Origin of the sequence: Hoeflea sp. CAU 1731 (genome assembly GCF_039888615.1) — a bacterium.
Lineage (GTDB): Bacteria > Pseudomonadota > Alphaproteobacteria > Rhizobiales > Rhizobiaceae > Flavimaribacter.
This window is the reverse complement of sequence record NZ_JBDQQS010000001.1, coordinates 37,026-50,552: the sequence shown is the minus strand read 5'-3', so window position 1 is coordinate 50,552 and position 13,527 is coordinate 37,026. Positions and strand designations below refer to the sequence as shown.

13 protein-coding genes are annotated in these 13,527 nt (G+C 58.9%); 3 read left to right on the top strand and 10 right to left on the bottom strand.

Annotated elements, in window-relative coordinates; genetic code table 11:
- Nucleotides 1-5: 5 nt before the first annotated feature.
- The 10 genes from AAFN47_RS00260 to AAFN47_RS00215 all read right to left on the bottom strand — a co-directional run bounded on the left by AAFN47_RS00260 (nt 6) and on the right by AAFN47_RS00215 (nt 10,227).
- The gene (locus tag AAFN47_RS00260; protein WP_499807144.1) at nt 6-1,028 is read right to left on the bottom strand and encodes an ABC transporter substrate-binding protein; all 1,023 of its coding nucleotides are present in this window, start codon (nt 1,026-1,028) and stop codon (nt 6-8) included.
- 14 nt (nt 1,029-1,042) lie between these two features.
- A complete protein-coding gene (locus tag AAFN47_RS00255; RefSeq protein ID WP_499807142.1) occupies nt 1,043-1,930 on the bottom strand; it encodes an acetoacetate decarboxylase family protein in 888 nt (295 codons plus the stop codon).
- A gap of 173 nt (nt 1,931-2,103) precedes the next feature.
- A complete protein-coding gene (locus tag AAFN47_RS00250; RefSeq protein WP_499807140.1) occupies nt 2,104-3,288 on the bottom strand; it encodes a serine hydrolase domain-containing protein in 1,185 nt (394 codons plus the stop codon).
- 2 nt (nt 3,289-3,290) lie between these two features.
- The gene (locus tag AAFN47_RS00245) at nt 3,291-4,745 is read right to left on the bottom strand and encodes a class I adenylate-forming enzyme family protein (protein WP_499807139.1); all 1,455 of its coding nucleotides are present in this window, start codon (nt 4,743-4,745) and stop codon (nt 3,291-3,293) included.
- Nucleotides 4,742-5,614, bottom strand: a complete 873-nt coding sequence (locus tag AAFN47_RS00240; RefSeq protein ID WP_499807138.1) for an amidohydrolase family protein — start codon at nt 5,612-5,614, stop codon at nt 4,742-4,744. Before AAFN47_RS00240 ends, AAFN47_RS00245 begins: the two co-directional genes overlap by 4 nt.
- A gap of 301 nt (nt 5,615-5,915) precedes the next feature.
- Nucleotides 5,916-6,542, bottom strand: coding sequence for a DJ-1/PfpI family protein (locus tag AAFN47_RS00235; protein WP_499807137.1), 627 nt, complete (start codon nt 6,540-6,542; stop codon nt 5,916-5,918).
- A 48-nt stretch (nt 6,543-6,590) separates the two neighbouring features.
- Nucleotides 6,591-7,769, bottom strand: coding sequence for a M24 family metallopeptidase (locus AAFN47_RS00230; RefSeq protein ID WP_499807136.1), 1,179 nt, complete (start codon nt 7,767-7,769; stop codon nt 6,591-6,593).
- A 3-nt stretch (nt 7,770-7,772) separates the two neighbouring features.
- On the bottom strand, nt 7,773-8,189 hold the full coding sequence (locus AAFN47_RS00225) for a cupin domain-containing protein (RefSeq protein ID WP_499807135.1): 417 nt from the start codon (nt 8,187-8,189) through the stop codon (nt 7,773-7,775).
- Between the two features lie 2 nt (nt 8,190-8,191).
- Entirely contained in the window at nt 8,192-9,031 is an 840-nt protein-coding gene (locus tag AAFN47_RS00220; RefSeq protein WP_499807134.1) for a phosphoenolpyruvate hydrolase family protein, read from the bottom strand.
- The gene (locus AAFN47_RS00215; RefSeq protein ID WP_499807133.1) at nt 9,031-10,227 is read right to left on the bottom strand and encodes a Tm-1-like ATP-binding domain-containing protein; all 1,197 of its coding nucleotides are present in this window, start codon (nt 10,225-10,227) and stop codon (nt 9,031-9,033) included. Before AAFN47_RS00215 ends, AAFN47_RS00220 begins: the two co-directional genes overlap by 1 nt.
- A 173-nt stretch (nt 10,228-10,400) precedes the next feature.
- Here AAFN47_RS00215 and AAFN47_RS00210 point away from each other — a divergent pair, with 173 nt between their 5' ends.
- The 3 genes from AAFN47_RS00210 (at nt 10,401) to AAFN47_RS00200 (ending at nt 13,526) form a co-directional block, all read left to right on the top strand.
- Nucleotides 10,401-10,940, top strand: coding sequence for a TetR/AcrR family transcriptional regulator (locus tag AAFN47_RS00210; RefSeq protein ID WP_499807131.1), 540 nt, complete (start codon nt 10,401-10,403; stop codon nt 10,938-10,940).
- A gap of 300 nt (nt 10,941-11,240) precedes the next feature.
- Nucleotides 11,241-12,551, top strand: a complete 1,311-nt coding sequence (locus tag AAFN47_RS00205) for an ABC transporter substrate-binding protein (RefSeq protein ID WP_499807130.1) — start codon at nt 11,241-11,243, stop codon at nt 12,549-12,551.
- A gap of 69 nt (nt 12,552-12,620) precedes the next feature.
- The gene (locus AAFN47_RS00200) at nt 12,621-13,526 is read left to right on the top strand and encodes a carbohydrate ABC transporter permease (RefSeq protein ID WP_220230604.1); all 906 of its coding nucleotides are present in this window, start codon (nt 12,621-12,623) and stop codon (nt 13,524-13,526) included.
- The last annotated feature ends 1 nt before the right edge of the window (nt 13,527 follow it).

Here is a 13,527-nt window from a genome sequence, read left to right as displayed (position 1 = left end):
AGCCGTCAGGAGAAGGCCATCGAGCGCGCCGTATCGTCGTAGAAGTTCTTCTCGTCGAGCGGTTCGATCAGCTTTGCCCCGATCATGAGATTATAGGCTGACTCCCACTTCTCAGGCGTCGAGAACAATCTGTCTTCAAAGGGGGCCTGATAGTTGCTGATGCTGTTCTTCAGTGTCGAGAGGCCCTTGTCGGGGCGTTTGGCTTCAAAGATGTCGTATTTCTGGGACATCGACTCGATCACTGGCGCCAGGTCTTCGGTCTGCAGAAGAACGCCGAGACATTCGTGAACGCCCGCGATGAACTTGGCGATGGTTTCCTTGTTGTCCTCATACTGTGCCTTGGACGTCATGTAGACCTGTCCAGGGCAGAGCGCGACGTCGTCGGTCGACCAGGCGAAAACCGGCTGTTTGTCGACATTGAGCTGGAATAGCGTGTCGTTGGTGGCGATAAAGGCTGCGATGCGGCCCTGCTTGACGAGTTCGAACGCAGCCGGCGCGTTGCCGACCACTTCACGGCTGACTTCGTCCTTCGGCACGCCGGTGGTGGCGAGCATCATGTCGAGGATATTCTCGACGGCGCCGCCGGCTGAAACAATGCCGATGGTCTTGCCGGCCATGTCTCCGGGCGTCTTGATCGGCGCGTCTTCGGCGCTGATCACGAAGAACAGGTCCTTCTGGTAGATTTCGGCAACCGCCACAACTGACGGATCTTTCGCATAGGCCTTGATCAGGTCCGTGCCGCCTGTGCGCGACAGCAAAGCGTTGCTTGCGGTGACCTGCTGAACGGCCATGGCCGATCCGCGACCGCCCTCGATGGTGACGTCGAGGCCGTGTTTCTTGAAGATGCCGCTTGTGTCGGCGTACATCGTTTCGGCGAAGCCGATCAGGTAGCCGAAGGGCGTCAGATAGGTCATTTTCGTCAGATCCTGGGCGAACGCCTTGCCGGCGAGACCGGGAAGCAGCGACGCTGCGCCCAGCGCCTGGGCGCCTGCAAGGAAAGTCCGACGATTGATTTCGAATTTAGCCATGGTTCCTCTCTCTTCTATTGTGGTTTGGATGTGGCGTAGGTTGAATTCAGATCAGGCTTGTCGCCGGACGGCGACGATGCGTGATAATCGTGAAGAAGGCGGGCGTTGCGCGCAGTCGTCCAGCCGCGCTCGTAGGAATAGCCGCCGGTTACCGTCACTTCCCCGAGTTCAGCCAGTTCCTCGTCCGGCGCCTTGCCGAAATGGAGACTGCCTGCCCCTTCCCGGATATTGCGCGTCACGACATTGTCGAGTTGAAGCTCGAAAAGCTGTTCGAGATCATCCACATCCGGGCTGGGGCTTGCGACATAGCGATACAGGAAGGTGGAGCCGCCATGACCCGGCAGCCGCTCAAGAGACTTCGGTTCCTCGTCGAACCGTATCGCCATCTCGACGATCGTGGCGCCATAGCGCGAGACTGTGCCGCCCAGGATGTAAGGTCCGCCAGCGAAATGCGGATTGGCGAGCTGATGGCGGGTTCGATCGACCTCGGCCAGTCTCTTGCTCCAGCCAAATATCGGCCCCATACCCATCGACCAGTCGCGATCGACCCACACGAGAGCGCTGTAGCGGCCCAGCTTCTCGCCAAATCGGCAGTAAAAGCCGAGCACACATTCATTGTAGGAGGACCGCGCCGGCGCTTTCCAGCCATTGTCCGGATCTTCCACGCTGACCTTCGCCATTTCGGCGATCATCACCCATCCCTCACCCGTCTCCAGCGGCTCCAGGCCGGGCGGCAGCAGATTGGCGATCTTCTGCGGGTCCGCCTTGAAGGACACGTGCAGGGAGTCGCAGCTAATGTGATGGGGAAGCGGTTCGACGAGCGCGCTGCGTCCCGTCATGGTCCGGGGCCAGGACTGGCCGCGCCAGGGTTTCATGCCTTTGCCGTGGTCGGAAACGTTCATGGGCCGATAATCACACAGGCTGCTACAGGTCGCTATTGATATATAAACATAACAATAGGCATAATTTACCATCTGCCGCAAGACCAATTGAACCGAATTCCACCCATGTGTCTGGACAAATCGTCTTGACAGAGCGCATCAAGTTTTTTGGCTGAGGGTCTGGCCTGCTGATATCAGGCGATGTGGCCGTAGATGGCCTGGCGCATGTTGGAGCGCATGATATCGCGCTGGGACGGCGCCTGCATCATGAGCACGGCGCACAGATCCTCGGCGGGATCGATCCAGAAATAGCAGCCAGAGATACCGGCCCAGAAGAAGTCGCCGACGGATCCCGGCAGCACATTTCCGCCGATCCGGTTGCGAACTGCGAAGCCGAGACCAAAGCCCTGCCTCATTTCCGGCGTGGGCGCCAGCGCGCCCAGATTTTCCAGGCACAGCCCGAATTTTACGTCTCGCGGCAGGTGATCGCTTGTCATCCATTCCAGGGTCTTACGACCGATGATCCGCGTCCCGTCGAGTTCGCCGCCGGCAAGCAGCATCCGGGCGTAGCGGGAGATATCGGAGACGGAAGCAAAGAGCCCATGCCCGCCGGACACCCAACCGGCCTCATAGAAATTTCTCGAACCGAATACCGGGATTTCGCCGGTCACTGGATCCGACTGCGTTTGCGCGATCCGCTCGATCTTGTCTGGGGATGGCCAGAAACCCAATGTTTCGAGCGATAGCGGACCGGCGACGATCTCCTGCACGAGGTCGTCCAGGCTGCGATCCGCGATGAGTTCGAGGAGCCAGCCCAGAACGTCGGTGGACATGCCGTACTCGAAGGTGGAGCCAGGCTGGTAGGCAAGCGGCAGTTCCGCGACCTTGTCGAGGAGATCGCCGGATGTCTGGTCGAAATCCGACATGCCGCATTCACGGTATTCCTTGTGAATGAGCGCATCCGAAAACTGCCCGTAGGTCAGGCCGGAGGTGTGACGCAGAAGGTCATAAACGAGTACCGGGCGCTCCGCCGGCACGCGTTTGAGAACGCGGCCTGAGGGCGTCTCGATCTCGACGCCCACCGACAGGTTCTCAAACTGGGGAAAGTAGCTGGAAACCGGTTCGCCAAGACGCAATTTTCCGCGCTCCACGAAATGCATGGCGATGATCGACGTGACCGTCTTTGTGATCGAGGCGATGCGGAAGATCGTGTCCTCGCGCATGGACGACGCCTCGCCACGATCCCGGTAGCCGCCATGCCAGCCGTAGTCCACGCCTTTCCACGTCACGATTGTCGAGGCGCCCGGTATCTCGCCAGACTCGATGGCTGCGGAAAGCAGGTCTTCGAACCTCGGGAACGCCGACGATAGCGATTCCATTGCTACAGGTCCTCCGGCAGGGGCGGCAGTTCGGATTTCAGCACCTTTCCGGCGCTGTTGCGCGGCAGTTCGGCCAGACGGATCAGGTCGCGCGGGATCTTGTAAGGCGCGAGCCTTTCGCGGCACCACACGACAAGGTCGTCGTCGGATATGTTGCGGGAGAGCACGACATATGCGGCTACCTCCTGGCCCATTATCTTTGAAGCGCGACCGACGACCGCTGCCTCGGCGACATTCGGATGCGACTGGAGCACGAACTCGATCTCGGTTGGATGGATGTTCACCCCTCCCCGAATGATCATGTCCTTGGCCCGCCCCCGCAGAAAGACGTAGCCTTCCTCGTTGATCTCAGCGAGATCGCCCGGATAGAACCATCCGTGCCGGAAGGCCGATTTTTCCGTCGCTTCCTCCCGGTAGAAACCGTCAGCCACGCCTGGCCCACGATAGCGCAAGTGACCGACCGCGCCGGCAGGAAGCGGTTTATCGTCTTCATCGACAACGTCCACCTCGACCGCAAAAACCGGCAAGCCGACCGAATCCGGATGGCGCCGCTGCGTGACGGCGTCCGAATAGGATACGCCGCCGCCTTCGGTCGAGGCGTAATATTCCACGAAATTTTCACAGAGGCGCGCGCCGATCTCATGTCGCTCGTCGCCCGTCAAAGGCGCGCCGCTTGACAGGAGAAGGCGCAGCCGCTTCATCGGCGCGGTTGCTTCGTCTGGCAAATCCAGCAGCTTGCGCAATTGCGCCGGCACCAGAAAGATGCTCGTCGCGTCGATGCAGGCGATCTCGCCCGGCAAATCGGCGACATCGAAAGGCGGCGGATACAGCACCACGGTTCCGCCGCTGAAGAGCACGGACATGGAGAAAGTGCGCCCGCCGCCGAAATAGAGCGGCGTCGCCGAGACATAACGGTCGGTGCTGTTGAGCCCGAAATTGATCCAGTGCGTCCAGAAGCGACGCAGCATGTGGCGATGGTCGATTCTCGGCCCTTTTGGCCTCCCCGTCGTGCCGGAGGAAAGCGACAGAAGCAGCGGCAAGGAGCCGTCGGGCGATTCTACAATCTCCCCCTCGCCATGCGAAGCGGCAGCCAGATCTGCCATGGTCCTGACAGCCACATCCGGAATGTCCTGCTGATCGTCTTCACAGAAAACTACCGCCGCTTCGAAATGCTTCGCAACGCTCTGTTTTTCCGCAACCGTCCAGCGCCAGTCGATCGGCAGCGTGACAATGCCGGCGCGCGCGAACGCAAACAGCAGAACGAGGTGATCAGTGGTGTCGCGCAGGCACAGCCCGATGACATCGCCACGCTTGACGCCCAGGGCCGCCAGACCCGCCGCGGCGTTGCGCACACGCTCTGCAAATTCGCCATGGGTGACCGTCAAATCGCCGGCGATGACCGCCGGGTGCAGCGGCCGCGCGCGGGCGTGGATTTCAAGCGCCTCGGCGAGATTCACGACGCGCTGTCCAGATTGTAGATTCGCAGCACATTGTCGCGCAGAAACTTGCGTCGCGGCCCCGGACGCAGATCGAGATCATCGATCTGCTTCATGGTCCTGGCGAAATCGAGCACCGGGAAATCCGTCCCGAAGATCACCTTGTCCTGACCGTAGGTGTTTATGTACTGGACGAAATTCGCCGGCCAATAGGCAGGCGCGTGCGCATCCGAACCGATGAACACATTCTCGTGCTTCCACGCCATGGCGATCATCTCGTCCGTCCATGGAATGCCAACATGAATGCCGATGAGCTTGAGTTCCGGAAAGTCGCAGGCGACAGTATCGAAGGTGATCGGGCGTCCTACGCTGCGACGCGGATAGCGGCGATCGTAGATCAGCGACTGGCCGACCTGCAACTGGATCGGAATACCGAGTTCGACGCATTTTGCGTAGAACGGATAGTAGCGAGCGTGATCCGGCGGCAATTCGAACCAGTGCGGGTAGCTGTGCGCGCCGATGAACCCGTATTCGCGCACCGCGCGTTCAAGTTCGCGAACCCCTGCCATGCCCTCGGTCGGATCGACGCCCGCGAGACCCAGAAACCGGTCCGGATATTTCTGCACTGCGTCCGCGACGAGCCCGTATGGCACGTGGTAGCAGGACGGATGACCGAGCGTCCCGACCTTGGCCGCAATCAGGAAAGATTGCTCAATGCCAGCCTCGTCCATGCGCTCGATCATCTCTTCAAGCGACACGCCTTCAAAGGACGCCTGATCGACCTTGACCTTGCGCCGGTAAAATTCCTCCCTGTCCGGACGCCCGCTCAGGGCCTCCTTGGTCCAGATATTCACCACGGCGTCGATTGCGAGAAAGTCTAGCGCGTCCACATTGCCTCCGATCAATCTTTATAATGTTATATCAATCGATCTTTTGCGAGGCAATCTGCCGATGACGCTTTATTTATAGCCTCATCAGAGAACGCGTTTGAGCTTCACCACCTGGCTTTTGCTGTGCTGCGAGCCGGAACGTTTCCGAACCAGTAGGCGCCACGTCCCGCGTCCATGAAATCAGCTGTGCACAAACGCGGGCCGAGAACAGTGCGCAGCTTTCCGGCGCAACGCCCTGCCTCCCCTGTGACTGCGTTGAGGCTACCAAGCCGACGATCACTCATTTGGACTGCATCGTTTTCTATTCGGCGGCCGCCATATCCCCTGGCGCGCCGATCGGGTGATGAACGATTTCGGTGCCCAGTAAGACTAGATATTCGCGTATGAAGGCCGCGAGCGCCGTCCAGCCCTCGGCGGTCACAAGATTGCCGTCACGCAGGGCGTCCTTGCCTCCGATCGGGACATAGGTTGCGTCTGTCAAGGCAATTTCCGGCTGCGTCGTGAACAATCCGGAAATCCGTTTGCCGGCGATGACCTCCGGTACGGCGACCAGCACCTGCACGCCATGACAAATTGCTGCGATCGGTTTGTCGTCGCGATGAAACTCGCGGACGATCTCCCGGACCCGCTCATAGGTGCGGATATACTCGGGTCCGCGACCGCCGGCGATATACACGGAGTCATAGCTCTCGGTTGTTGTGGTGTCGAAGTCCTGCGTCACCTCAATTGCGTGACCCTTGTGCTCCGTCCACGTCATGATGCCCGGTGCGAAGTCGTGGACGCTGGTGGTCACCCGATCGCCCTTCTTGGTCTCCGGACAAATGATATCGACCGTATGGCCCAGGGCCTCCAGCGCCTGTTGCACGACGAAGATTTCGTATTCCTCCGAATATTCGCCAATCAGCATCAGTATGCGTTTGCCATTCATGATATTCTCCTCCCTTGAACAATTTTGTTTGGAAAGCGATCGCTTTGCTCACGCCATATCGCCGCGGTTCCATCCACGGCCTTCGCTCCCGTAGAGCTCGAAACCGTTTTCGGTGACCGCCAGCGTGTCCTCCAGCTTGATGAAGCCCCTGCTCGGATGCTGCATCGTCGTTTCGACAGACAGGACCATCCCCGCTTTCAGCGGTTTGTCGGCGTCAACGCCTTCATAAGCCACCGGATGATTGGTCATCAGAAATGGCGCCTCATGGGTGATGACACCCATTCCGTGGGCAAAGAAATCCGTGCTGTCCCGGTTTGGCTGCTCTGCCAGCGCCTGCTGTCCGGCTTCAATCAGGTCGCCACCGAGAGCCCCGGCGCGCACCTTCGAGAATGCCGCCCTCTGAACGGTTTCGACTTCCTCAAGCAGATCTTCCAGTTCCGCATCTGGCTCGCCTAGAACGCCCATGCGACAGATATCGCCGATGTAGCCATCGAGATTGCCGCCGGAATCGATCGACAGCACCTCGCCTTGCGCCCATGCCTGACCTGAAGCGGACCGATTATGCGATGCGCCGAGCGTCAACAGACAGTATTCGAACTGCAATCCGCGCCCGGTCTCTTCCTGACGCAGCCTCTCGATGATCTCATGCTTGGTCGACCCTTCACGAGACGCCGCAATGGTCGCCTGCATGGATTTCCCAATACGCTCCGAGGCGTCCTTCAACAGGGCGAGTTCGGTTGGCGTCTTCACAGCCCGCAGCCGTTCTAGAACGCCACAAGCGTCCACAAGAGGCGCATTGGAATAGGCCGCTTCCAGATTTCTGGCGGCGTCAATCGGCAAAAACCCGGGCTCGATGCCGATCCGCGGCGAGGCTGGCGCCGCAGACTTCAGATGGCTGATCGCATCGGCCATGGCGTCAGTCGACCCCCATGCGACCGGCTTGAAGTGCGGGGTCCAGAACGGATTGTTGGCGTGCTCCATACCCTCCATCCTGTTCGCGATGTAAGCGGTTTTTTCTGGCGCGCCTCTGACGTAGGCGATGATGGGCAGGTAGCGGCTGTGTCCGATGGCGTCCATCGCCGAAAAGAAAATGAATTTATACCCGCCAAGCAGATACTGGACATTGTGCTTCGACGTGGCGAGAAGGACGTCGATGCCAGCCTCCTCCATCAGATCGTCCAGGTGGCCGAAATCGTAAGGCAATGTTTCGGTATTTTTCGCATCCATAGTTCACGCCTCCGCTGGAATAAGGTGGAAATCCGGCATTTCCTTCAACAGCTCTTCCGGACCCGCAGGCGAGTACACCACGAAAATCTGCATCTCTTCCGAACCAATGTTGAGCGTCGAATGGTATCGGCTTTCGGGAATGAACACCGAACAGCCGGCAGCGACCGTTTCGGTATGCGGATTGCCCGCCTCATCCTCGACCATCTGTTCGCCCTCTCCCTTGAGGATGAAGATGATTTCCTCGGAGCCGGGATGGTTGTGTCGTGCATGTCCCTGCCCCGGCGGCACGGTCACCACAGCCGCCGAAAACTGCTTTGCATCGTTCACTTTCGGTCCGAGCGTCACGGAGAGCTGTCCCCAGTCGAAACCGTAGGCGTCGACATCCCCCGGGTATTTGAAAAGATCCTTCACGTCCGTCATTCTCATCCTCTCTTAACATTGACCGCCTTGAAGGCGCGTATCTGGTCGGCGATCGCCCGTTCAGCCGGCAGCCGCTCGGCCGATGATGCGCCATAGAAACCGTGGATCCGGTCGGCGTGTGAAAGCACATAGGCCGCGTCCTCCGGCATCGAGATCGGGCCGCCATGGCAAAGCAGAATGACATCTTCGCGAACGCTCCGCGCGGCCCTGGCGATCTCGTCAATCTCCGAAACACACTGGTCCAGGCTCTTGGCCGACGTGGCGCCGATAGCGCCGCCCGTCGTCACGCCCATGTGCGCGACCACTATGTCCGCGCCAGCCTTCGTCATTTCGACGGCCTCATCGGCGTTGAAGACATACGGCGTCGTCAGCATGTCCTGCTCGTGCGCCAACGCGATCATGTCGACCTCGAGGCCAAAACCCATGCCGGTTTCCTCGAAGCTTTGCCGCATCGCGCCATCGAAAAGGCCGACCGTCGGGAAATTCTGCACACCGGAGAAACCCATATCCTTCAGTTCTTTGAGAAACTGCGGCATGAGGATGAATGGATCGGTGCCGTTGACGCCGGCAAGGACAGGCGTGCGCTTGACGACCGGCAGAACCTCCAGGGCCATTTCCTTTACGATTTCATTGGCGTTGCCGTAAGCGAGCAGACCGGCGGCAGAGCCCCGGCCAGCCATGCGGTAGCGACCTGAATTGTAGATAATGATCAGGTCGATGCCCCCGGCTTCCTCGGATTTGGCCGACAGACCGGTGCCTGCGCCGCCACCGATAATCGGCACGCCCTCCCCGATCATCGAACGGAAGCGTTCAAGTATGGTCTTTCGTGAGATCGCGGTCATCAGGTCTCCATCAGCGTCTTAAATATCTCGGCTGCCGCATCGGCAAATTCCGGGTCATTGATGTTGCAAGGCAGGAAAACCAGGCGGCTCTGATCATCAATGCTGTCGCGAATGGCGTCGAACAGAGCGGCGTCCGCCTGCGGGTCCCAGAACTCGCCGCCTTCGATATCGAGCCCCGACACACCCTTTTCAGGCAGCAGCAGCCGCACAGGACCACTGCATCTATTGAGTTTGTTCGCGATCCAGCGGCCCATTTCCGCGTTTTCCGACGGCGAAGTCCGCATGAGAGTCACATTGGGATTGTGTCGGTAGAACTTCCTGTCCCGATATGGTTCCGGAACGGTTTCCGGAGCCCAGAAATTCACCATGTCGAGCGCTCCGACCGAACCGACCCAGGGTGCGCCGGTTCGCGCCACGACATCCAGGCGGTCCGGGTCTGCGGCGAGGACGCCGCCGAAGAGCAGATCCGCAATCTCCGTCGTGGTTATGTCGACCAGACCGGAAATGAAACCCTGCTCGAGCAGTCGCTCCATGGAACGCCCGCCGGTTCCGGTCGCATGGAATACAAGACAATCGTATCGCGAACCCAACCGATCCGTAATGGCGTTCACGCACGGTGTGGTCACACCGAACATCGTCAGACCGATTGCGAGCTTTTCGTCATCGACCTCCGTCGGCGGAGAATTTACCGCTCCGACCAACGCATGGGCCGCATTCGAAAGGATCACCCGGCTCAGGCGGTTCAGCCCGGCAATATCGGTGACAGAAGGGACCATGATGATGTCGGACGTGCCGATGTATGGCGCCACGTCGCCGGAGGCGAGTGTGGAAACCATGAATTTCGGGACGCCGTAAGGCAGTTGCCGCATGCCCGCGCAAGCAATGGAGGTTCCGCCGCCGCCGCCGACCGAGATGATCGCGGCAATCTCCTCGGAATGACGCCGGCACCATTCCGCGAATGCAGTTCCCATCCCCGATACGGCGGTTCCGCGATCGTCGGCGCCAAATACGGCTTCCTCACCATCAGGATGAAGGGATGCGACGTCTTTCGCGCTAATGTCCGTCAGTGTCTGCGGGGTTCGGGTTCCCAGATCGACGATGACGGATTCCTGCCCTGCGGCGACGATGAGATCGCGCAGGTATGCAAGCTCTTCTCCCTTGGTGTCGGCTGTGCCGACAACATGAACTACGCGCAAAACGCATTTCTCCCTGAACCCAGCGGCCATTCTGATTGCGGCCTTCTGAAAAACCCACTTGACCGAAAATGGGACTGCAGTACCATATTGGGATGAATGTCCCACGTCAACGCAACGAAACCGGCGACCATCCAACTGCGCTCAAGGGCGCGTCGGCGAGGACCTGGGCTCTGATGGTGAACACAGCGAACGACATGATGCGCCGCGGACTGTCTCCTTCTGTCAGCGAAGTGGCGGAAGCCGCCGGCGTATCTCGATCGACCGCCTACCGGTATTTTCCGACACGCGCGGATATGCTTCGCGCGGTGGTGGCAGAAGCGCTTGGTCCGATCCTCGACTGGGACGACGGCGCATCGGGACGAGACCGCATCGACTCGCTTTTCTCGACGGCCTTTCCCAGACTCTACGAACATGAGGCGACCTTCCGGGCCGCTCTTCGGCAGTCGCTTGAATCCGATGGCGCGGACACTACTCTGGGCCGGGGACATCGCCGTCAGCTTCTGGCCAGCGCGATACGCGAACTCGATCTCCCCGAGGCGCAGAGAAAACGGCTCAATCAGGCTCTGTCGCTGACTTTCGGCATCGAAGCCATGGTTGTCCTGAAGGACATATGGGGCCTTGACGATGAAGAGGCCCGCGACACGGCGCTCTGGGCCGCGCAGGCGATGATAACGGCGGCCCAATGCGATGCGAAGGAGAACGCCGATGTCTGACACCACCCGATCTGGTCTGGCCAGTTTTGGCCTTTCCAACAACCTTCCGGGCATAGCACACGCACTGTTCGGAGACATGGTTGGACTAGGAAAATTGTTTATTTTGGAGGAAAGACACATCGACTGTCCAACATTTAAATCGTTTGGGAGGATTTAAACACCTCCTTGACAATCAAGGCAATCTGGTAATACCAAATTTATTATCGTAACGGTGACATTTCCGAAGCGACAGGCGGTGAGGATTGTTTGATGGTTCTTGGAACCGAGACCGCCATGCAATTAAATTGGGAGGAAATCGAAATGAGAAGTTATGCTTGCCGGCTCCTTGCCGGCGCCGCAGTGCTGGCGCTTTGGGCGCCTTCTGCAAACGCCCAGGAACTTACAATCTTCTGGGCTGAATGGGATCCTGCAAACTATCTGCAGGAACTTGTAAACGAATACGAGGAAGAAACCGGAGTGATGGTCACCGTCGAGACCACGCCCTGGCAGGACTTCCAGACGAAGGCCTTCACCGAATTCAACGCCCGCGGCAACGCTTACGACATGATCGTCGGTGACAGCCAGTGGCTCGGCGCAGCCTCTGAAGGCGGCCATTATGTCGACCTGACCGAGTTCTTCAAGGAACACGACCTCGGCAACGTCATGGCTCCGGCTACCGTAAAATACTATGCAGAGTATCCGGGCAATTCCGGCAAGTTCTGGGCAATTCCGGCCGAGGGCGACGCAGTCGGCTGGTCCTATCGCAAAGACTGGTTCGAGGATCCGGAGGAGATGAAAGCCTTCGAGGAGAAATACGGTTACCCGCTCGCCGTACCCGAGACCTGGCAGCAACTGATAGACATTGCCGAATTCTTCCATCGGCCGGACGAAAACCGCTACGGGATCGCCATCTATACTGACAATTCCTATGACGGTCTGGTAATGGGCGTCGAGAACGCCTTGTTCTCCTACGGCGCCGATCTCGGCGACTACGAAACCTATGAAGTCGAGGGCATCCTGAACTCCGACCAGGCGGTCGAAGCGCTCGAAGCCTATCGCCAGCTCTACCAGTACACGCCTCCGGGATGGTCGAAGACCTTCTTCGTGGAAAACAATCAGGCGATCACCGAAGGCCTGGCGGCTATGTCCATGAACTACTTCGCCTTCTTCCCGGCGCTGGTTAATCCTGCAACCAATCCGAATGCCGAGAACACGGGCTTCTTCGCGAACCCCGCGGGACCGGACGGCGACCAGTTCGCTGCTCTCGGCGGACAGGGCATCTCGATCGTGTCGTATTCCGACAACATCGACGAATCCTACAAGTTCCTGGAATGGTTCATCCAGGACGACGTCCAGAAGCGCTGGGCTGAACTCGGCGGATACACCGCGCACGCGAAGACACTGGAAAGTGATGAGTTCCGCAACGCGACCCCTTACAACGAGGCGTTCTACCAGACCATGTTCAAGGTTAAGGACTTCTGGGCCGTGCCGGAATACGCCGAGTTGCTGACGGCCGCCAACCAGCGTCTCTACCCATATGTCGTGGGAGGAGAAGGGACAGCCAAGGAAGTCCTGGATGCGCTGACGGAAGACTGGAAAGAGACGTTCAAGAAGTACGGTCGAACCAACTAACCATCAGAAAATCCGACACGCCGGCGGGTGCGCGAGCGCTCCCGCCGACTGTTTCATCCAGAAAGCGACATCGTGACAGACGTAATCACAAGGCTGGAGCCGGATAGCCGCGCCGCTTCGCGGGGACTTTCAGATCTCACTATTCGAAATCTGTTCATCATTCCGACGATCGCCTTTCTCATAATCTTCAACGTATTCCCGCTTTTGTATTCTCTGTGGACATCGTTCACGGATTTTCGGGCATCCACGACGGCTCCGGCCAACTGGATCGGTCTCGCCAACTATCGCGAGTTGCTGAATGATCCATTCATCTGGCGGAATTTCACCATTACGGCGAAGTACGTAATCATTTCGGTGACCGGACAGGTGGTCGTCGGCTTCGGTCTGGCGATGCTTCTCAACAGGGCCATCCCCTTCAAGGGTCTCGTCACAACGTTGCTGCTGCTGCCCATGATGCTTTCGATGGCTGTCGTGGGCCTGTTCTGGAAACTTCTCTATGATCCCTCGTTCGGAATCATCAACTACTTCCTGGGCCTCGGAAAATTTGAGTGGCTGGCCGATCCTCAAGTGGCGCTCTGGGCCGTCGCCATTGTCGACATCTGGATGTGGTCTCCCTTCGTGATGCTTCTGTCGCTCGCCGGCCTCTCGGCAGTGCCTAAACACCTCTACGAAGCCGCGGAGATAGACCGTGCGGGCCCGTTCTATACGTTCTTCAGGATAACGCTCCCGCTCGTAGCGCCGATCTTGATGATCGCCATCATCTTCAGGACAATGGAAGCCTTCAAGACATTCGACCACGCCTACATCCTGTCGTCACAGCCCACTACGGAGCTGATCGCGATCCGGCTATACAAGATGGCTTTCCTGGAATGGCAGACAGGCCTGAGTTCGGCATTCGCCTATATCGTGCTCATCATGGTCGTGGCGATCACCAACATCTATGTAAAATATCTCAACCGGGCAAAGGCGCGCTGAC